Here is a 20,969-nt window from a genome sequence, read left to right on the forward strand (position 1 = left end):
ACCTTACGTCAGACCCTACTCTGACCCGGAAATGAATTGATGCAACCCATAAGACGCGCCCTGATCAGTGTTTCGGATAAGACCGGTGTCATCGACCTGGCTCGCGGCTTAGCCGCCCGCGGGGTCGAGATTCTATCCACCGGCGGCACCGCCGCGCTGCTGATCGAGCAGGCGATACCGGTCATCGAGGTAGCGGACTACACCGGCTTCCCCGAGATGATGGGCGGGCGCGTCAAGACGCTGCACCCGCGACTGCACGGCGGCATCCTGGGACGGCGTGGTATTGACGATGAGGTCATGCTCGAACACGGGATTCCACCGATCGATCTGGTCGTGGTGAACCTCTATCCGTTCGAAGCAACGGTTGCCAAACCCGGCTGCGATCTGGCGAGTGCGATCGAAAACATCGACATCGGCGGACCGACCCTGCTGCGGGCCGCCGCCAAGAATCACGCGGCGGTGACCGTCGTGGTCGACACCGCGGACTATCCGCGGGTATTGACCGAACTGGCCGAATCGGGCGGCGTCAGCGAGGCCACGCGCTTCGATCTGGCAGTGAAGGTCTTTGAGCACACGGCCGGCTACGACCGGGCGATAGCCAACTATCTCGGCGCCGTGATCGAACACCCCGATGGCAAGGCCGAAGGCTTTCCGCGCACCATCAATCTTCAGTTCCACAAGCGCCAGGCCATGCGCTATGGCGAGAACCCGCATCAGCAGGCGGCCTTCTATGTCGGCCGCGATCTGGCCGAGGCATCCGTCGCCACCGCGCGTCAGATCCAGGGCAAGGAACTCTCATACAACAACATCGCCGACACGGATGCGGCCATCGAGTGCATCAAGCAGTTCAATGAGGCGCCCGCCTGCGTCATCGTCAAACACGCCAACCCCTGTGGCGTCGCCGTCGGCGCCAACCTGATGGAAGCCTATGATCGGGCCTATGCGACCGACCCGGAGTCCGCGTTCGGCGGCATCATTGCCTTCAACCGGGAACTCGACGGTGAGACGGCCCGCGCGATTTGCGAGCGGCAGTTCGTCGAAGTGATCGTTGCTCCACGCGTCTCGGCATCCGCCTCCGCGGCGGTCGCCGCAAAGAAGAACGTGCGGCTGCTGGAGTGTGGTGAGTGGACCACCGAAGTGGTCCCACGGCTCGACTTCAAACGCGTCAATGGCGGCCTGCTGGTCCAGCAAGCAGACCTGCAGTTGATTGACGCGCTGCGCACCGTGACGCAACGCGCGCCGACCCCGCAGGAGGAGCAGGACCTGATCTTCACCTGGCGGGTTGCCAAGTATGTCAAGTCGAATGCCATCGTCTACGGCCGCGACGGCATGACCATCGGCATCGGTGCCGGCCAGATGAGCCGGGTGAATTCGGCCCGCATCGCGGTGATCAAGGCGGAATTGGCAGGGCTGACGGTCGCCGGATCGGTGATGGCTTCAGACGCCTTCTTCCCCTTCCGCGACGGGATCGACCAGGCCGCCGCGGCCGGGATCACCGCGGTCATTGAGCCCGGTGGATCGATGCGTGACGAAGAGGTCATCGCCGCGGCGGATCAGCATGGAATGGCTATGGTGTTCACCGGCATGCGGCACTTCCGACATTAGGACGGTGAAGATACACCCCACCGCCATCATCGAGGCCGGCGCTCAGATTCATGAATCGGTGAGCGTCGGTCCTTATTCGATCATCGAGGCCGGAGCGGTGATCGGCGAGGGTTGTCGTATCGACAGTTGTGCCCGTATCTTCAGCCCGACTCGGATGGGCGCCTTCAACCGGGTATGTCATGGGGCCACGCTCGGCTCCGATGCACAGGACTTGGGATTCGACCCTGCCCAGGCGCGACCGCTGATCATCGGTGACCATAACTGTTTCAAAGAAGGCGTCAATATCAGTTGCGGAACCAAGAGCGAAGAAGGCACCCGCATCGGCAGCCATAATTACTGGATGGCCTATTCACACGCCGGTCACGATTGCATCGTCGGTGATCACAACATTTTTGCCAACACCGCGACCTTGGCCGGCCATGTTGAAGTGGAACACCATTGCTTCCTCTCCGGCCAGGTGGCGGTGCACCAGTTCTGCCGGATCGGCGCTTATGCCATGATTGCCGGGGTGAGCGGATTACCTCAGGATTGTCCGCCCTTCGCGTTGGCCGATGGTCATCGGGCACGCATCGTCGGACTCAATGTCGTGGGGTTGCGCCGCGGCGGTTTCAGTCAGGAGCAGCGCAGTCGGATCAAGGCTGTCTTTCATCTCCTGTTTCGCTCCAATCTGCGCCTTGCGGAGGCCTTGGCGCGCGCGGAAACCGACTACGGAAGCGCAGAGACGGAGCAGATCGTGCAGTTCGTTCAATCGAGTCGCCGGGGGTTGATCTCCGCGGTCTGAATGCGCCGTCTGTGTTGCGGATCTGAATTCGGCAGAGAGCGAGCTCGTCATGCTGAACTTCAGTCGCTTATCCGATTACGACAACGACAACGACAACGCTTGTATTCGTTGTTTAACCTATCTCTGAATCGTTAATTACGTCCTCAGGTGATCAAGGTATTTCGGAACCCCCTCCATTTCCAACCGCGCCGAACGTGCCTCGACCAACAAGGTGGTTGCCACGCCTTCCAAGCGCAGCGCACAACGAATCAGGCCCCTGCTTGAAAAAGGGATCGGAATCATATCCCGATAGGTATAAACATTGTCGTCGATGTCACCGCCTGAACAGGTCACTGGACGCTCGATCAACTCGGGCGGATCGCTGATCCCTTCCAGCACCAGCACACCGGCCTGACTCCAACGGGTCCGCTCCTTCGATCCCGTCATGTTCTTGATGATCAAGGCGCGCGGGAAGGCGATCCGCACCGCGGACGCTGTTGATTCAATCAGCTCGATTTCCGAGCCCTTCAGTTCAATGTAGCTGCTGTCCATCGAAAACCCTTCGGCCTGTTGAATGCTGTAGTGTATCAATGATCGCGAGCTTCTCCGAGCGGATCGGTGAGTCCCCGGCTCAGGCCTCTTCCGGATCGCGCCCTAAATCGAGTTGGAGTTCCTTGATTTTACGCGTTAGCGTGTTGCGGCCCCAACCCAGCAGGCGCGCGGCATCCTGCCGCCGTCCGCCGGTATGTTCGAGCGCCGTTTGGATCAGAATCGTCTCGAATGCCGGCAGCGCCTGATCCAGCAGCGCACCTTGCCCTCGTTTGAGGCTCTGCCGCGCCCAGCGGCGAAAGACCATCTCCCAAGGCTCATCGCGACCGGCCTCGGTACTCACGGTGTTCAGCTCGGGCGGCAGATCTTCCGCATGAACCTCTTTGCTCGATGCCATCACCGTCAGCCAGCGCGCGGTATTCTCGAGTTGACGCACATTTCCCGGCCAATCGAGACGCTTCAGTTGCTCAATCGCGGTCGGCAACAGGATCTTCGAATCACAGCCGAGTTCGCGAGCGGCCTGAACCAAGAAATGTCGCATGAGCAGCGGGATGTCCTCACGCCGGTCACGCAAGGCGGGAAGCTGGATGCGGATCACGTTGAGGCGGTGGAACAGGTCTTCGCGGAATCGCCCCTGCCGAACCAGATCTTCCAGGTTCTGGTGGGTCGCCGCGATGATCCGCACGTCGACACGAATCGGCGCGACCCCGCCCACCCGATAGAACTCACCATCGGACAGAACACGCAGTAGTCGGGTCTGAAGCTCGGCCGGCATATCACCGATTTCATCGAGAAAGAGCGTACCACGGTCAGCCTGCTCGAACCGACCCTCACGCCTGGCTTGTGCCCCGGTGAAAGCGCCGCGCTCGTGCCCAAAGAGTTCGGATTCCAACAAGTCGCGCGGGATCGCCGCCATGTTGAGAGCGATAAAGGGCCGATCGCTGCGTGGGCTATGGCGATGCAGCGCGTGGGCCACCAGCTCTTTACCGGTCCCTGATTCACCATTGATCAGGACGGTAATGTTCGAGCGCGCCAAGCGGCCGATCGCGCGAAATACCTCCTGCATCGCCGGGGCCTCGCCGATGATGTCGGGCCCATGCAGAACCACCGTCTCTTCCGTGACATCGGAACGCACGCGACGACAGGCCCTGCCGACCTGACTGACCGCCTCGTCGATATCGAACGGCTTGGGCAAATACTCGAATGCGCCCCCATGAAAGGCCGAGACAGCGCTGTCCAGGTCGGAATGGGCGGTCATGATGATGACCGGCAAACCCGGATAGCGAGAGGTCACCTGCCGCAACAGGTCCAGGCCGTCGATTCCGGGCATCCGGATGTCGGAAAGAATGACGTCCGGCTGTTCCCGCTCCAATGCCTCCATGATGCCGACGCCGTTGGAAAAGCAGGTCACATGCATCTCGGCCTTGCGGAGGGCGCGTTCCAACACCCAGCGAATAGATCGGTCGTCGTCGATCACCCAGACCCGAGTTTCTCTAGGCATGTTCTGGCTCCAGCGGCAAGTAGACGTAAAAGTGGGTGTCGCCTGGACGACTCTCACATTCGATCAATCCCCCATGCTGATTGATAAGATCCTGGGCGATCGGAAGTCCAAGACCGCTTCCCCCGGGATGGCCGGAGACCATCGGGAAAAAGATCTGATCCTTGATCTCCTCGGGAATGCCCGGCCCGTTGTCACTGATCTCGGTCAGCAGCACGAGTCGATGGCGCCTGCTCCCGATGGTGAACTGGCGTAACACGCGGGTACGAAGCTGGACGAGCCCGCGGGCGCCGGTCGCGGCAGCAGCGTTACGGGCAATGTTCAGGAATGCCTGAATCAGCCGATCCTGATCCGCGCTGAGTTCGGGCAGGCTCGGGTCATAGTCCCGAAGAACCTGCGGGCCGGAGGGGAACTCGGCACTGATCAAACCTCGAACATGCTCCAATACCGTATGGATGTTGACCCTGGCACGGGTCGGCATACGATTGGAGCCGATCATCCGGTTCATCAGCGCCTGCAACCGATCGGCTTCGTCGATAATGATACGCGTGTATTCGCGGAGTCCTGGATCGGGCAGTTCCCGCTCCAACAGTTGAGCCGCCCCGCGGAGTCCGCCAAGCGGATTCTTGATCTCATGGGCCAGACCCTTGATCAGCGCCTGAGTCGCTTGATGCTGAGACAGCAGGTGCTCCTCACGGGTGATCCTGAGTTGTCTGTCGACCTGATGGAGTTCGACGAGGATTTCCGGATCCGCATCAAAATGGTGCAACGGGAGTACGGTGCAGTTCACCGTAATAGTGCGCCCGTCCAGGAGAACGACATTCAGTTCGCGTTCCGTAAAAGGATGTCGCGAGGTCAAGGCATCGCGAAGACGCCGTTCCACTTGAGTCCCAGGACAAGGAAGAACATTACCGGCGTAGAGGCCAACCACATGGCGCGCACTGAACTGAAAGAGCATTTCCGCAGCCGGATTCAGATACTTGAGGCACAAATCGGCACCAAAAAGCATCACCGCCGTACTTAAATGATCGACGACCGTTTGTTCAAGTGGAGAGGGAGTGACGCGATTTATACTCATTCTGAATGCCGATAAGGATCCATGACACACGCCGGTAACCGAGGCAAACCAAAGAAAAGTTCAGAGAAGAGAACCGCGTACCGGTTTGCGCGGCTGTCTACGATAAGGGCGTGCCTGGAAACCCTTGAACGGGCGATTGACAAAGCAAATGCAAGAAGCTCGCCAGGTAGCCTGAAGCGATCGAAGAGAGTGACAGCCCCGGCGACAGGCGATGTCCGAGCGGTGAGAAACAGCGGAATCGGGTTAGGGGAGTACGCCGGGGGGAAGGGGTTTGCGTAAGTGAAACGTCACAGGAGGAGTCCGGGCAATGGTATCACCCTTGGAATCGTGGATCTCGGCGACGACTTGATGGCTTCCCCAAGGGACCTCGGTTAGGCTCATTTGCGTTGCGGCGGCCTGATCGACAGCAATAGGAACACTGTCCATCACGAGATGAAGCTGATGCCCAGGCAGCAGAGGGGGGTCGATAATCAAACTGACCGGCACGTTTCTCTCTGCCGGACGTAAGGTTTGATTTTTTTCGGGAGAAACGACTTCGAAGGCCGCGTAGGGGCCAAGCAGAGCGCCCTCGACGCTCGCTGATTGCTCGGTGCTTCCCGAAGGACCCGTGTCTTTCAGGTCGATCGCGATCGCTTGCGCATCTTGCCGCGGACGGTCAGAGAACTGGGTATAGCCTTCGGAATCGACCCACTTGAAAATCTGCCCGAATGCCGACTGGGCAATCGGGAGGATGACAGCGGCGACCAGGATGATGTACGTAACCCTGAACATACCCTAAGCATAGCCGAGTCTTTGTGCCGACTCAACACGGCAGCGACGCCTTACGCGATTTCTGTGCAATCCTATCTCACCTCGCTCGTCTGTTCGCCCGCCTTCCGCGTCGCGTCGACAGTCGCATAGCCCCGCTATGCTCCTGTCGGCGCTTCGATAAGGCAGAAGAAAATCCTTCGCGACCTGGTACAGGCTTCTCCGGCAATCACCTCAGGACGTCGCTGACCAACAGCCTTCAGGTCAGAGGCTGTAGTAAAGATCGAACTCAACCGGATGCGTCGTCATCCGCAGCCGGGTGACTTCCTTCATCTTGAGGCCGATGTAGGCATCGATCAGGTCATCCGTGAACACACCGCTCGTCGTCAGGAACTCCCGATCCTGATCAAGCGCGGTCAGCGCCATGTCCAGGGCATGACAGACGGTCGGGATCGCCTTTTCCTCTTCAGGAGGCAGGTCATACAGGTCCTTGTCCATCGGGTCGCCCGGATGGATCTTGTTCATGATCCCATCGAGGCCGGCAAGCATCATGGCGGAGAAGGAGAGGTAGGGATTGCCGGTACAATCCGGGAATCGCACTTCGATCCGACGCGCCTTAGGACTGGACACGAAGGGGATACGAATCGACGCGGAACGGTTGCGCGCGGAGTAGGCGAGCATCACCGGCGCTTCGAAACCCGGGACCAGGCGCTTATAGGAATTCGTCGAAGCATTCGTGAAGGCATTCAAGGCCCGCGCATGCTTGATGATACCCCCGATGTAGTAGAGCGCCGTCTCAGAAAGGCCGCCGTACTTGTCTCCGGAGAACAGATTCACGCCGTCTTTCGCGAGTGACTGATGGACGTGCATGCCGGTACCGTTGTCTCCGACCATTGGCTTCGGCATGAAGGTCGCCGTCTTACCGTAGGCGTGAGCCACGTTCCAGACAGCGTACTTCTGGATCTGCGTCCAATCCGCACGCTGCACCAGCGGCGCAAACTTGGTCCCGATCTCACACTGCCCGGCGGTCGCGACCTCGTGATGATGAACCTCGACGGGGACGCCCATTTCCTCTATCGCAAGGCACATTGCGGCACGCAGGTCGTTAAGCGAGTCGACCGGCGGAACCGGAAAATAGCCGCCCTTGACGCCGGGCCGGTGGCCCATATTCCCATCTTCGAAGACACGCTCGGAGTTCCACTCGGCCTCGTCAGAGTCGACCTTGTAGAAGCAGCCGCTCATGTCCGAGCCCCACCGCACGTCATCGAACACAAAGAATTCGAGTTCCGGGCCGAAAAAAGCGACGTCAGCGATCCCAGTGGACTTGAGATAGGCCTCGGCACGCTTGGCGACGGATCGCGGATCGCGCTCGTAGCCCTGCATCGTGTTCGGCTCGAGAATGTCGCAACGAATGATCAGCGTATTTTCGTCGGAAAACGGGTCCATCACCGCTGTCGCCGCCTCCGGCATCAGGACCATGTCCGACTCTTCTATGCCTTTCCACCCGGCGATCGACGAACCGTCGAACATTTTGCCGTCTTTGAACATGTCTTCGTCGATCTGGGATACAGGCATCGACACATGCTGTTCCTTGCCTTGTGTGTCCGTAAAGCGAAGATCGACGAACTTCACTTCGTGTTCTTTGATCATCTTCAAGACATCTGCCATGGATTTCTCTCCAGTGCTGAAAAATGGGCACGCCGTATGGGTAGCGTCGCGTCGTTTCGGTTTAGCGACTGCCGCATCCCCCAACAGCGGAGCGTAACAGGTCAGATGCAGCGCTGCATGCTGGTCCCGTCCGGCGGCCCTGTCCGTTGCACGAGCCAGGAACATCGCTCAGGGTTGTCGTGTGGGGAAGGTCGACAGGCGTGCGGTATCTTGCATTTATCGGGCCAGGGAAATCCAACGGCAACATTGCCCAGGAACTCAGGTAACAGTAGGTTTTGCTGCTGATCGTGCGGGTTTCGCAGGAACCCAGTTTGAAATGATACCGGCAAGAGGCTGTTTTAGCGTTAAGCGATGAAGGTTTTGACCAACTGCTTTCGGGCCCAGGTCGGTGCTCGGATCGTCAACAGGGCAGATTGCTGCCGTTGACGCACCAATCCGGACCTTGTTGGTGCGGACTGCACCATGATAGAGCATCTCGCTCGACGGAGATCGGACCTTTTTGCGGAGACAGCAACAACATCTGCTGTATTTCGGAACTGATACGCTCCGTGCCCCCACTTGGATGCTGCTTTGGCGAAGCGGTCGGAATTTTGATCGCGAGTTGGAAAACTGGTTCTGGGATCCGGCTTACAGATATACTTCCGCTCTTCGCAGTTTGGTAAGAAATGGTGGTTTACCTTGAAGTTGGAGTCAGCAGATGTTTCCACGTTCCAAGGCATGATTTTTGCGCTTGAGCGGTATTGGGCCAGCTTAGGGTGTGTCGTTGTCCAGCCATTCGACATGGAAGTTGGTGCAGGTACCTTTCATCCCTCGACCTTCCTGCGCGCAATCGGCCCGGAGCCTTGGCGGGCGGCATACGTTCAACCGTCACGACGTCCGACCGACGGGCGCTACGGAGAAAATCCCAACCGTCTTCAACACTACTATCAGTTCCAGGTGTTATTGAAGCCGTCCCCCTTGGATATCCAGGACCTTTACCTCGAGTCCCTCCGGTATCTCGGTATCAATCCACTCGTTCATGATATCCGGTTCGTAGAAGATAACTGGGAGTCGCCGTCCCTTGGTGCCTGGGGCCTCGGCTGGGAGGTCTGGCTGAACGGCATGGAAGTCACTCAGTTCACCTATTTTCAGCAAGTCGGGGGGTTGGATTGCCGACCGGTCAGCGGCGAAATCACCTACGGCCTCGAGCGGCTTGCCATGTATCTTCAATCAGTCGAGAGCGTCTATGACATCGTTTGGGGTCGATCCGCTGGAAGCGTCGTAACCTACCGCGATGTTTTTTTTCAGAACGAAGTGGAGCAATCCAACTACAACTTCAAAGAAGCGGATGTCGACACGCTGTTTGCCGCTTTCGATGCCAGCGAACGCATCAGTCAACGCCTTGTTGAAGCAGAACTGCCGTTACCGGCATATGAGCAGGTACTCAAGGCGTCTCATGCGTTCAATCTGCTGGATGCTCGCGGCGCCATTTCAGTGACCGAGCGCCAGCGGTTTATTCTGCGGGTCAGGGCCTTAGCGCGTGCCGTAGCGCAAGCTTACTATACGAAGCGGGAATCGCTCGGATTCCCAATGCTCAATCAAGAAACGCGGGATGTGACCCGATAATGATGAAGGAATTGCTTTTTGAGATCGGTACCGAGGAGTTACCGCCTACGTCTTTGCGCGAGTTGGCAGGTGCTCTAACCGCGGGACTTTCGGCACAGCTCGATGAACAGGGAATCCATCACGGCAAGGTACTCCAGTTCTGCACGCCCCGTCGACTGGCTGTCATCGTGGAAGATGTGGCTGTGCGGCAACCGGAGCAAGCGCGCTTTCGTAGAGGTCCGTCAGTAGCCTCCGCATTCGACCGGAACGGAAAGGCAACCAAGGCAGCGATCGGATTCGCGCAATCATGTGGCGTCGAAGTCGAGGACTTGGAGAGAGAGCGCTCCGACAAAGGCGAATGGCTCGTCTTCAAGAAATTGGATGAAGGTCAATTGACTGCGGTGCTATTGCCGCCAATGCTGGAAAAGGTCCTGAACGAACTGCCGATCGCAAAGCGCATGCGTTGGGGAAACGGGAGCGCCGAGTTCGTACGGCCCATTCATTGGGTTTGCATGGTTTTCGGAGAGCAAACCGTCGTCGGTGAGATCTTTGGTGTCACGATTGGGCAGGTCACCTTTGGTCATCGATTCCATGCCCCGGGGCCCCTGCGCGTACCTGCAGCATCTCAGTACCCTGCATTACTGAGGGAGCATGGTTATGTTGAGGCTTCGTTTAGTAACAGGCGCGCGGCAATTGAAGATCAGGTTGCAGGATTAGCGTCCGCACACGGAATGAAAGCAGATCTGGCGGCAAGTTTGCTGGATGAGGTGACTGGGCTAGTCGAATGGCCGGTAGCCATCTTCGCGTCATTCGATTCTCAGTTCCTCTCGGTACCGGCTGAAGTGTTGATCGAAACGATGCGCAAGAACCAGAAATACTTTGCGCTGCGCGATGACAGTGGCCAACTGCAGGCGAACTTTATTGCTGTCGCCAATATTGTCAGCACAGATCCTGAGCAAGTCCGGTTAGGGAACGAACGCGTTATACGACCAAGATTCAGTGATGCGAAATTCTTCTGGGAACAGGATTTGAAGCGACCGCTTCAGGACCATTTTGAACGGCTGAAGACGGTCGTCTTTCAAGAGCGCCTCGGCTCCATTGCTGAAAAATCGCAGCGCGTTGTCAGGCTGGTACGGGAAATCGCCATCCTGCTCGATGACAACCCAGAATCGGTAGAACGGGCCGCTTTTCTCGCTAAGTGTGATCTGGTGACATCGATGGTCGCTGAGTTCCCTGCGCTGCAAGGGATCATGGGTAAATATTATGCGAGAAAGTGGGGTGAAGATCAGGAAGTTTGCGACGCGTTAGAGCAGCAGTACCTTCCGCGTTTTGCTGGAGACTCGCTCCCAACCAGTCGCTGTGGGATCACACTTGCGCTTGCGGATCGGCTGGACACCTTGGTGGGGATCTTCGGAATTGGCCAAAAGCCAACCGGAACAAAGGACCCCTACGGTTTACGAAGGGCGTCGATCGCGGTACTTCGGATTCTTATAGAAACGCCCCTTGATCTGGACCTGGGTATACTGCTCAGGACTGCGGAACAAGGATTTGATCAAACGACGATCGCTCCAGGTACGGCGGATAGCGTGCAAAAGTACGTCTTCGACCGGCTTATTGGGTTCTATCAAGAGCAAGGGATCAGTCAGGATACGGTGGATGCGGTTATCGCGACAGATGAATCTGTTATCAGCCAGTTAGATCTCAAGGTCCATGCTGTACAGCAATTTCGCCATGCCGCCGGATGTCCGTCGCTCGTTGCCGCGAATAAGCGTATTCGCAATATCGTGGCTAAGAGCGGGATGCTCGTCGATGGTTCGATCGCACCCGACACCGCGTTGTTTGCGGCGCCGGCTGAAGCGAACCTATGGCGGCGGGTGGCTGCGGCAGAACTGGAAATTCAACCGCTGATTGAGAAAAGAGAGTATAACGCCGTACTCCAGAAACTTGCGGATCTGCGTGACGACGTCGATACGTTTTTCGACCAGGTTCTCGTCATGGATGGTGATGCGACAATCCGGGAAAACCGTCTGCGCCTGCTGATGCGGCTCGAGGGGTTGTTTCTTCACGTAGCAGATATTTCCTTTCTTCAGTAGAGCATAACAGTGGAACGCTTTGTTGCGATAGATCGCGATGGTGTGATCAATGAGGACTCGGATGAGTACATTAAGTCCGAGTCCGAATGGATACCGATCGCCGGCAGTATTGACGGAATAGCAAGGCTGACGCAGGCCGGGTTTCGAATAGTGATCGTGACGAATCAGTCAGGTCTCTCGCGTGGGCTCTTTGATCTTTCCGCGCTGAACGGAATTCACAAGAAGCTCCAGGATTGCTTATCCCGTAACGGCGGTCGGGTGGAGATGATTTTTTTCTGTCCACACGGTCCCACGGATCACTGCACCTGTCGCAAACCAAGCCCGGGGCTGCTCCGGCAAATCGAGGATCGGTTCAACCTCGACCTGAGCGGATTGCCGTTTATCGGCGATTCGTTTTCAGATGTTCAAGCAGCGCGAAAGGTTGGAATGGAGCCGATACTCGTACGGACCGGAAAAGGTGAACAGACTTTGAGCGATCATCCTGATCTTTCCGATGTTCGGGTGTTCAGCAATTTGAATGAGGCGGCGCATGACCTTTTGGATCGTTGGAGGAACGCTTGACTATCTTGAGGTCGTTCATCTATCTGGTTTATCTCATCCTTTCAGTTCTTTTTTTTGGATCCGCCATCGTGGTGGTAGGTCGCTTTCTCTCATACCGACGCCGCTCCCGGCTTGCGCAGCTTTGGGCTAAGTCCAATCTCGGAGCGCTCAGGCTCACTTGTGGCCTCGGTTATCGCGTCAGTGGATGGGAACTATTACCGGCGACCAACGCGATCGTGTTATGTAAACATCAATCCGCATGGGAAACCATCGCCTTGAGGGCGCTCTTACCGGTTGAACAGACCTGGGTTCTTAAGAAGGAACTGCTCCGGTTACCGCTGTTTGGAGCGGCGCTGAACAGTTTCTCGCCCATCGCCATTGATCGCGCCGCCGGGATGATGGGGATGAAACGACTGCTTAAGGACGGAAAAAAGTCCTTAACCTCAGGGAAATGGGTCATCGTCTTTCCGGAGGGCACGCGCGTCCGATCGGGCGAACGGCGTGCCTACAACATCGGTGGAGCTGTTCTTGCGGAACGCAGTGGGTATCCTGTCGTGCCGATCGCTCACAATGCCGGGATGTTCTGGGGACGGCAAAGTATTCTTAAGCGACCAGGGAAAATCGACCTGGTCATCGGCCCGGAGATCGTGACGCAAGGCAAAGCGGCGTCACAGATCAACCGTGAAGCCGAGGATTGGATTGAATCGACCACATCCGCCTTGGAGCGGAAAGGACTCACCGGCGGTCCACGCAATCCTGGTTCGCCCCCCCCCCCCCCTTGATATGATATCCCGCTCGCGCAGAACTACACGTCCAAGTTCTCTACATCCAACGCGTGACGTTCAATAAACTCACGGCGCGGCTCGACATTATCTCCCATCAGGGTGGTAAATATCTGGTCGGCTGATACTGCATCTTCGATGGTGACTCTCAACAGTCTGCGCGACTCCGGATTCATAGTGGTATCCCACAACTGTTCAGGGTTCATTTCACCGAGGCCTTTGTATCGCTGAATGCTGTACCCGCGTTGTGCTTCAGTTAATAGCCAGCGTATTCCCTGACCAATATCTGAGATAGACATTGTGCGCTCACCGCGTGAAACAACTGCGGTCGAATCGAGAAGTCCGGCGGTTCTTTCGCCATACCCCGAAATGCGCTCATAATCTGCAGTATTAAAGAACTCTAGTGGAATCTGCCGTGTTTCAGAGATGCCATGGACCCATCGAATGAGTTCGAGATATCCAGGTTTCTGGACATCACCTTCGATACGCTTCAGGGTAAATCGGAGGGCCGAGATGTTCTCATGTTGAGCGTTCATTCGCATCTCAACGTCGCGACACCAGATGGCCAACCGCTCGGGATCTGAAAGCAAATCGTGATCCACTCGCGGGGCACGTACTAACTCTTGAAGGAAAATCGGATCATAACGCACTGAGAGGCGGCGCGAGATTCCAGCAAACACCTGATAATCCCGCGCTAGCGTCTCAAGAGCAGTGCTTGCCAAAGGAGGTGCATCTGCCGATACAAAAAGGTTTGATCCATCTAGTGCGGTCTGAAGCATGGCCGCGTTAAGTTCCGTATCGTCCAGAAGATATTCCTCCTGTTTTCCTTTCTTCAGTTTATAGAGCGGCGGCTGAGCGATGTAGATGTAGCCTCGATCGACCAACTCCGGCATTTGTCGATAGAAGAACGTCAATAACAAGGTTCGGATATGTGCTCCGTCCACGTCCGCATCCGTCATGATAATAATGCGGTGGTAGCGAAGATTGTCCGGATTGTATTCGTCTCGACCGATTCCGCAACCCAGTGCCGTGATCAGGGTACCGACTTCAGCAGATGAGATCATCTTGTCGAATCGCGCTTTTTCAACATTTAGAATCTTTCCTTTCAATGGCAGGATTGCTTGAAACCCGCGATCTCGCCCCTGCTTCGCTGACCCTCCGGCGGAATCACCCTCTACGAGATACAACTCCGATTTCGACGGATCTTTCTCCTGGCAATCTGCCAGTTTTCCGGGTAACCCCGCGATATCAAGCACGCCCTTTCTGCGGGTCATTTCTCTTGCTTTACGGGCCGCCTCGCGCGCACGCGCCGCGTCGAGCATCTTCCCAGCGATAATTTTTGCCTGGCTCGGTTGTTCCTCAAGAAATGCGTTAACGTGGTCTACAACAAGAGACTCTACGGTGGCCTTTACCTCGGATGAAACCAGCTTATCCTTTGTCTGGGAGGAGAACTTAGGATCATGGAGCTTAACCGACAAGACCGCGGTCAAACCTTCTCGAGCATCGTCACCGACCGCCCGAACTTTCTGTGTTTTTTCGAGCCCTTCGCGTTCGATATATCCATTCAATGTTCTGGTTAACCCGGCCCGGAGGCCAGCAAGATGGGTCCCTCCATCACGCTGAGGAATGTTGTTTGTAAAGCAAAAAATCGTCTCCTGAAACCCTTCGTTCCATTGGAGTGCCAGTTCGACTTGGATTGAACTGCGTTCGGCCGAAAAATAGATCACTGAAGGATGAATGGGTGATTTATTTCGGTTCAGATAGTCGACGAACGCTGCAATACCCCCTTCATGTTCGAAGATATCTTGCCGGCCACTCATTTCCTCGGTGAGCATGATCCGCACACCTGAATTGAGGAATGACAGATCGCGAAGACGCTTCACCAAGATATCGTAGTGGAAGCTCAGATTTGAAAAGATCTCCGGAGAAGGATAGAAGCGTACCTCTGTTCCTCTTTCCAGCGTCTCGCCAATCTCCCTGAGTGGGTATTGCGGGACACCCAAGTGGTACTCCTGATCGTAAACCTTGCCACCCCGGCAAACCCGCAGCAGGAGTCGCTCGGAAAGTGCGTTTACGACGGAAACGCCGACACCGTGCAAACCACCTGACACCTTATAGGAGTTATCGTCGAATTTTCCTCCAGCGTGGAGCACGGTCATGATGACTTCGGCGGCCGATCGGTTCTCTTCAGCATGGATATCGATAGGAATCCCCCGCCCGTTATCAGTGACACCAACTGATCCATCACGATAGATGGTGACCTTTATTTCGGAACAGTACCCGGCGAGCGCTTCGTCGATCGCGTTATCGACGAGTTCAAACACCATATGATGTAATCCCGTCCCGTCGTCGGTATCGCCAATATACATGCCTGGACGCTTTCGGACGGCGTCTAGACCGCGCAGCACTTTGATGTTGGTAGAATCGTAAGTCATTTTAAACGTTGCTCAAAAATCCGGTAGAAAGGCTAGCTGCCGGAGATAGAAAAACAGAAGCAGGTTACTGTCAGTGGCTTTTCGTGATGTTCCACGTGGAACATCCGGACGGGCTGCGACCTTACCCGACAGATCAAAACGCGCCAATGTTCCACGTGGAACATCAGCAAGCCGAACCTGTCACCCAACAGATCCCGTTCAAGAACCCTATCAGTCTTTCGCTGTCAGACAAGAACTGACTTGAACTACAGCCGCATCGGCATCACCACGTACGTCTCCGCGGTCGCATCCTTCCCCCTCCAGAGCGAACTGCTATTGCCATCTTCAAACCGCACCTCCACGCTATCGCTGTCCACCGCGTTCAGCAAATCCGAAAGATAGGCCACGTTAAACCCGATCGTGGTGGGATCGCCAACATAGACCAACTCCATTTCTTCCACCGCCTCCTCCTGCTCTGGATTATGTGCAACCAACCTCAGCAAATTTGGCTCAAACACCAATCGAACACCACGATACTTCTCGTTTGACAAAATCGCGGTACGGGAAAGCGCCCGCTTCAGCGCATCTTTGTTAGCATACGCCACCTTCGAAAGCCCCGTTGGAATCACCCGCTCATACTCCGGATACCGACCATCAACAAGTTTCGACGTGGTTACGGTTCTTCCGACAAGAAACCTGATCAAACGCTCCCCAATCTCAACCTGCACGCTTGCCGAACTCAACCCCAATTGTCTCCTCAACTCATTGACCGTCTTAAACGGGATGATCACCGAGCGAGATTCACTCAAACCCAGAGAACAAGCACACTCGAACGCGGCCAGCCGGTGCCCGTCCGTCGCAACCGCCCTGAGCACTTCCTTCTGCACCTGCAACAGCAACCCATTCAAATAATACCGAACGTCCTGCTGCGCCATGGCGAATCCCGTTTTCTCCAACAATCGCTTTAAGGTCGACTCCTCCACTGTCAAGATCTCTTCCGCAGGTTGCGCCTCAACACTCGGAAAGTCCGCCGCAGGCAGCGTGCCAAGCACATAACGCCCACGCTCCGCCGTCAATACGCATCGATCCCCGGTAACCTTTAAACGGATATCCGCACCTTCACCAAGCGACCGACAAATATCCGAGAGCTTTCTCGCCGGAATGGTCACCTGTCCCGACTCCGTGATCTTCGCCTCACTGGAAGCCCGGATCTCGATTTCAAGATCGGTACCTACGATACTTACCTCACCCTCGTCAGCAGAAACCAACAGATTCCCTAAAATGGGTAATGTCTGCCTCCTTTCGACAACTCCCACCACCTTGTTGAGAATCGGGAGCAAGTGTTCCCTGTTTACCGTGATGTCCATGCGTTTAACCTCTTTTACTTTATATATATTTTAAGAAGTAATAGTAATAAGGGCTGTGGGTATGTTGCCAAAAGCGTAAACCCAAGAAATTACAGCAACATACCCTGCCAATTCGCCCTTGATATCGTTGCTTGAAATCTGTGGATAACTCGTGACCAAAAACAGCCACCCGCTCTCCGCCCCCCTTACACCCATCTTATCCACAGCTTTCATGACAACCCACGCAGCAAATTTCGATAATCCTCTTCAACGGCAGAATCGCTCTCTTTCAACTCTTTAATTTTTCTGGTTGCATGTAGCACTGTTGTATGATCGCGCCCACCGAACGCGGTTCCGATCTCCGGCAAGCTATGCTTGGTCAGTTCCTTTGCCAGTGTCATCGCGATCTGCCGTGGGCGAGCGATCGACCGATTTCTCTTAGCCGAAAGCAGATCCGATGTTCGGATTTTATAATACTCGGCAACAGCCTTTTGGATGCTTTCGATAGTAACGCGCTTGTCCTGCGCTGCCAACATATCCCGCAGCGCCTCCTTTGCAAACTCCACCGTAATGGCACGGCCCATGAACTGCGCATTTGCGACGAGCCGACGCAACGCCCCTTCCAGTTCACGAATGTTGGACCGAATGCGCCGCCCGACGAAGAAACTAACATCTTCAGGTAGCGATACACCGAGCAAGTTCGCCTTGCTTTGCAAAATGGCGACACTTGTTTCCAGATCCGGCGGCTCGATCGAGACCGTCAGGCCCCAGCCAAAACGTGATCTGAGCCGCTCTTCAAGCCCAACCACTTCTTTCGGAAATCTGTCGCTCGACAGCACAATCTGTTGCCTTGACTCAAACAGCGCATTGAACGTATGAAAGAACTCTTCCTGAGATCGCTCCTTACCGGCGAAGAACTGGACGTCATCGATCAATAGCGCATTTAATGAGCGATAGGTTTTCTTGAACTCGTCGATGCGATTGTTCTGCAATGCCCTGATCATCTCGGCGACAAACCGCTCCGAATGGAGATAGGCCACTTTTGCTGTCGGATTTCTCTCCAATAACATATTGCCGACCGCGTGCATCAAATGGGTCTTCCCGAGACCGACCCCCCCATAAATGAAAAGCGGATTATAGGCCACACCAGGCGATTGGCTGATCTGCATCGAAGCGGCCCGTGCAAGTTGGTTCGACTTACCTTCCACAAAGGTGTCGAAACTAAATTCAGGATTGAGCCTGGACTCCGTGCGCCGCTCAACGAACCGCTCGGTGTCGTCAACCGTCTCGACGGGCGGGGGCGCTACCGTGCTCTCGGCTCTGTCGATCCCCCCGACGTCGAACCGGATCCGGCTAACCGCGCCGCTGCTGGCGTGCCGCGCAAACTCGACCAACCGCTCCTCGTAGTGCTGTCTGACCCAATCCTGCACGAACTTATTCGGCGCGAACAGCCGAAGAACCTCACCTTCACATCGTGCCTGCAGCGGCAGAATCCATGTGTTGAACTCGGCTGCCGTCAACTCCCCCTTCAACCGCAAGATACACTGTTGCCATAAATCCATAATCCACCCAATATTGCCCTTCGCTGATCGTTACTGAACCCTTCTTGGAAACCTGGTACCGTCCGATCATTCAAACTCTGATAACACTTGGCTCGACCCAAGAGCCTTGAGCCGCCAAACCAAGCCGTAGACCCCAAGTCTAGCCCTGCGGGCGGAAGTTATCCACAGGAAGAGCGAAGCCTGCACCCGTTTGAAGTAGTTGACATCTCCCGTGAAACCGTTTAAATTTCGAAGTCTTTTTTCGAGCGCGTCACAGTAGCTCCAGAACGCACGCACTAGAGATCATCATGAAACGTACCTTCCAGCCAAGTCGCATCAAGTGCGCGCGTACCCACGGCTTTCGTGCACGTAACGCAACCAGAAACGGTCGTAAAGTTCTCAGCGCGCGCCGGGCGAAAGGTCGAGTCCGCCTCACCCCGTAGCGCTACGACCTAAAGGCCCTCGATCGGCTGACGCACGCGTGCCGCTCGAACACCCTCTCGGTCTACCGCGGAACCGTCGGCTCGTCAATCCGATTCAGTACCAACACGTACTCAAAGCCGGTTTTCGCTTTGGCGTTGGCGTGTACATGGTGGTCGCCTGTCCGAACGCTCTTGGCAGCCCTCGACTCGGACTTGCGATATCCAAGCGGTACGCCCGGCGTGCCCACGATCGCAACCGACTCAAGCGCATTGCCCGCGAGAGCTTCCGAAACCAAGGTTCGGCGCTACCGGCGGTCGATATCGTGGTGCTAGCGACAGCCAAGGCATCGAACGCGACCAATCAAACCCTCTTTTCCGCGCTCGGTCAGGCGTGGAACTCCATTAGGAACGCGTCATGGGTAAGGCCCTGATCTGGTTTGTCCGAGCATATCAGTACCTGATCAGCCCGGTGATTGGACCGCACTGTCGGTTTTACCCAACATGCTCGGCGTACGCCATCGAGGCCATCGACCGCTACGGCCCGTTACAGGGAACCTATCTGGCAGTCCTCCGACTGTCGCGATGCCATCCGTGGCACCCCGGCGGATGCGATCCTGTCCCGACGAAGAAGCAGTGATAACCCATGGATAATATCCGCTTAATCCTCATTTTTTCGCTCGCCGCAGTTTCGCTGCTGATCTATCAGGCCTGGCTGCAGGACTACGGTCCCGCAACCACCGCAAGACAAGTCGCGACCACTGAGAAGTCCGCTACGGCCCCGAGCGGTGCAGATGGCATCCCTGGCCTTCAAAGCGAGGCACCAAAGCCACCCAGCAGCGTTCTACCGCTTGCGACGAGCCAAACGACTGCAGATTCAGGGCGACTCATCACGGTCGAGACGGACCTGATGAAGGTCGAGATTTCGACCAAAGGTGGAACCATCGCCAGCGCCTGGCTGACCGATTATGCGGTGGCTCCTGAAGCCCCGGACGTGAAGTTACGTCTCCTGAAACCCGACACGCCGAACATGTTTGTCGTGCAGTCCGGATTGATCGGCTCGGCTTCCGATGCTCTGCCGACCCATGAAGCCCTGTTTACCAGCGAGTCCAGCCAATATGTCCTGGAGCCCGGCCAGACCTCGCTGACGGTTCCGCTTTCCTGGACCTCTCCCGACGGCGTCCAGGTTCGCAAGAACCTTCGGTTCCAGCGTGGGAGCTATGTCGTCGAATCGACTCAGGAAGTCCTGAACAATTCGGCCCAACCACTGATCGCTCGCGAGTATGCCCAGTTGCAGCGTACCGAGTTGATCGATCCGAATGCCTCACGCTTTGTCAGCACCTACACCGGGGGTGTCTATTACACCCCCGAAGACAAATATACCAAGATCTCATTCGATCAGATGCGCGAGCAAAAGCTCGAACGCTCTGTCACCGACGGTTGGATCGCGATGATCCAGCATTACTTCATGTCCGCCTGGATACCGCCGCGGGGCATCAGCGAGACGTTTTATACGAATGTCCTCGATGGCTCACGCTACATCATCGGGAAGTACAGCCCACCTGTTGTCGTCAACGCCGGCGCCTCCCATACCTTTACCAATCAGGTTTACATCGGACCAAAACTTCCATCAACGCTGGCAGCGGTCGCGCCTGGTCTGGAACTCACGGTCGATTTCGGTTGGCTGACCGTGATCGCCCAGCCGATCCATTGGCTCCTCGACATGATCTACATGGTTGTCGGGAACTGGGGTTGGGCAATCGTCGTTCTCACGATCCTGATCAAGCTGGCGTTCTACAAGCTCTCCGAGGCCAGTTATAAATCGATGGCGAAGATGCGCCAGATTACACCGCGTATGCAAGCGCTCAAGGACCGGTATGGGGATGATAAGGAACGTCTGAACCAGGCAATGATGGAAATGTACAAGACGGAGAAGATAAACCCGCTCGGCGGCTGTTTACCGATCCTGGTACAAATTCCTGTTTTCATCGCCCTGTATTGGGTGCTGCTGGAGAGTGTCGAGCTCCGCCAAGCACCGTTCATTCTGTGGATCGACAACCTCTCAGCCCCTGACCCCTATTTCGTCCTGCCATTGATCATGGGTATTTCCATGTTCGTGCAGTCGAAATTGAACCCGGCGCCACCGGATCCGATCCAGGCAAAGGTCATGATGAGCTTGCCGTTCGTGTTTACGATCTTCTTCGCATTCTTCCCCGCCGGGTTGGTGCTCTATTGGACGGTAAACAACCTGCTGTCAATCGCTCAGCAATGGCATATCACCAGGAATATCGATAAGGAAGCAGCCAAACGTAACCGCTGATTTTCTTTTTACTCGGATGACCGAC

18 protein-coding genes are annotated in these 20,969 nt (G+C 56.1%); 10 read left to right on the forward strand and 8 right to left on the reverse strand.

Going from position 1 to position 20,969, the window contains the following annotated elements:
• The first annotated feature begins 39 nt into the window (after positions 1–39).
• Together purH and lpxA are read left to right on the forward strand one after the other, a co-directional pair.
• A complete protein-coding gene (purH, locus tag A39O_RS0119870; protein WP_020506421.1) occupies positions 40–1,605 on the forward strand; it encodes a bifunctional phosphoribosylaminoimidazolecarboxamide formyltransferase/IMP cyclohydrolase in 1,566 nt (521 codons plus the stop codon).
• A gap of 4 nt (positions 1,606–1,609) precedes the next feature.
• A complete protein-coding gene (lpxA, locus tag A39O_RS0119875; RefSeq protein ID WP_020506422.1) occupies positions 1,610–2,386 on the forward strand; it encodes an acyl-ACP--UDP-N-acetylglucosamine O-acyltransferase in 777 nt (258 codons plus the stop codon).
• 135 nt (positions 2,387–2,521) lie between these two features.
• Here the strand turns inward: lpxA and A39O_RS0119880 are convergent, their stop codons facing one another.
• The 5 genes from A39O_RS0119880 to glnA form a co-directional block, all read right to left on the reverse strand.
• Positions 2,522–2,917 (reverse strand): hypothetical protein, encoded by a 396-nt coding sequence (locus A39O_RS0119880; protein WP_020506423.1) that lies wholly within the window; start codon positions 2,915–2,917, stop codon positions 2,522–2,524.
• Between the two features lie 79 nt (positions 2,918–2,996).
• Positions 2,997–4,415, reverse strand: coding sequence for a nitrogen regulation protein NR(I) (gene ntrC, locus A39O_RS0119885; protein WP_026199556.1), 1,419 nt, complete (start codon positions 4,413–4,415; stop codon positions 2,997–2,999).
• Positions 4,408–5,490 (reverse strand): nitrogen regulation protein NR(II), encoded by a 1,083-nt coding sequence (gene glnL, locus A39O_RS0119890; protein WP_026199557.1) that lies wholly within the window; start codon positions 5,488–5,490, stop codon positions 4,408–4,410. The genes ntrC and glnL overlap by 8 nt, the downstream gene beginning before the upstream one ends.
• A 243-nt stretch (positions 5,491–5,733) precedes the next feature.
• Positions 5,734–6,261 carry a DUF4124 domain-containing protein gene (locus tag A39O_RS0119895; protein ID WP_020506427.1) on the reverse strand — a complete coding sequence of 176 codons (528 nt, stop codon included), beginning with the start codon at positions 6,259–6,261 and terminating at the stop codon, positions 5,734–5,736.
• A gap of 240 nt (positions 6,262–6,501) precedes the next feature.
• A complete protein-coding gene (glnA, locus tag A39O_RS0119900; RefSeq protein ID WP_020506428.1) occupies positions 6,502–7,905 on the reverse strand; it encodes a glutamate--ammonia ligase in 1,404 nt (467 codons plus the stop codon).
• A gap of 678 nt (positions 7,906–8,583) precedes the next feature.
• Between glnA and glyQ the strand changes: the two genes are divergently transcribed.
• The 4 genes from glyQ to A39O_RS34370 are packed head-to-tail and all read left to right on the forward strand — an operon-like array spanning position 8,584 to position 12,904.
• Positions 8,584–9,510 carry a glycine--tRNA ligase subunit alpha gene (gene glyQ, locus A39O_RS0119905; RefSeq protein ID WP_026199558.1) on the forward strand — a complete coding sequence of 309 codons (927 nt, stop codon included), beginning with the start codon at positions 8,584–8,586 and terminating at the stop codon, positions 9,508–9,510.
• Entirely contained in the window at positions 9,510–11,582 is a 2,073-nt protein-coding gene (glyS, locus tag A39O_RS0119910; RefSeq protein WP_020506430.1) for a glycine--tRNA ligase subunit beta, read from the forward strand. Before glyQ ends, glyS begins: the two co-directional genes overlap by 1 nt.
• Positions 11,583–11,585: 3 nt before the next feature.
• Positions 11,586–12,143 (forward strand): D-glycero-beta-D-manno-heptose 1,7-bisphosphate 7-phosphatase, encoded by a 558-nt coding sequence (gene gmhB, locus A39O_RS0119915; RefSeq protein WP_083924796.1) that lies wholly within the window; start codon positions 11,586–11,588, stop codon positions 12,141–12,143.
• A complete protein-coding gene (locus tag A39O_RS34370) occupies positions 12,140–12,904 on the forward strand; it encodes a lysophospholipid acyltransferase family protein (protein ID WP_157640288.1) in 765 nt (254 codons plus the stop codon). Before gmhB ends, A39O_RS34370 begins: the two co-directional genes overlap by 4 nt.
• A 23-nt stretch (positions 12,905–12,927) precedes the next feature.
• On the opposite strand, the gene gyrB is transcribed toward A39O_RS34370, so the two are convergent.
• The 3 genes from gyrB to dnaA all read right to left on the reverse strand — a co-directional run bounded on the left by gyrB (position 12,928) and on the right by dnaA (position 18,226).
• Entirely contained in the window at positions 12,928–15,339 is a 2,412-nt protein-coding gene (gyrB, locus tag A39O_RS0119925; protein WP_020506433.1) for a DNA topoisomerase (ATP-hydrolyzing) subunit B, read from the reverse strand.
• A gap of 245 nt (positions 15,340–15,584) precedes the next feature.
• On the reverse strand, positions 15,585–16,685 hold the full coding sequence (dnaN, locus tag A39O_RS0119930; RefSeq protein WP_020506434.1) for a DNA polymerase III subunit beta: 1,101 nt from the start codon (positions 16,683–16,685) through the stop codon (positions 15,585–15,587).
• Between the two features lie 209 nt (positions 16,686–16,894).
• Positions 16,895–18,226: a chromosomal replication initiator protein DnaA gene (dnaA, locus tag A39O_RS0119935; RefSeq protein WP_020506435.1), complete on the reverse strand. Its 1,332-nt coding sequence runs from the start codon at positions 18,224–18,226 to the stop codon at positions 16,895–16,897.
• Positions 18,227–18,513: 287 nt separating this feature from the next.
• Here dnaA and rpmH point away from each other — a divergent pair, with 287 nt between their 5' ends.
• From rpmH to yidC, 4 genes are read left to right on the forward strand one after another with little or no spacing between them, the layout of a single operon-like run.
• Positions 18,514–18,648: a 50S ribosomal protein L34 gene (rpmH, locus tag A39O_RS38850; RefSeq protein ID WP_083924797.1), complete on the forward strand. Its 135-nt coding sequence runs from the start codon at positions 18,514–18,516 to the stop codon at positions 18,646–18,648.
• A gap of 38 nt (positions 18,649–18,686) precedes the next feature.
• Positions 18,687–19,058, forward strand: coding sequence for a ribonuclease P protein component (gene rnpA, locus A39O_RS38855; protein ID WP_083924798.1), 372 nt, complete (start codon positions 18,687–18,689; stop codon positions 19,056–19,058).
• Entirely contained in the window at positions 19,043–19,264 is a 222-nt protein-coding gene (yidD, locus tag A39O_RS38860; RefSeq protein WP_083924799.1) for a membrane protein insertion efficiency factor YidD, read from the forward strand. Before rnpA ends, yidD begins: the two co-directional genes overlap by 16 nt.
• A gap of 6 nt (positions 19,265–19,270) precedes the next feature.
• Positions 19,271–20,944, forward strand: coding sequence for a membrane protein insertase YidC (yidC, locus tag A39O_RS0119940; RefSeq protein ID WP_026199560.1), 1,674 nt, complete (start codon positions 19,271–19,273; stop codon positions 20,942–20,944).
• Positions 20,945–20,969: the final 25 nt, after the last annotated feature.

The organism is Lamprocystis purpurea DSM 4197, assembly GCF_000379525.1.
Lineage (GTDB): Bacteria > Pseudomonadota > Gammaproteobacteria > Chromatiales > Chromatiaceae > Thiodictyon > Thiodictyon purpureum.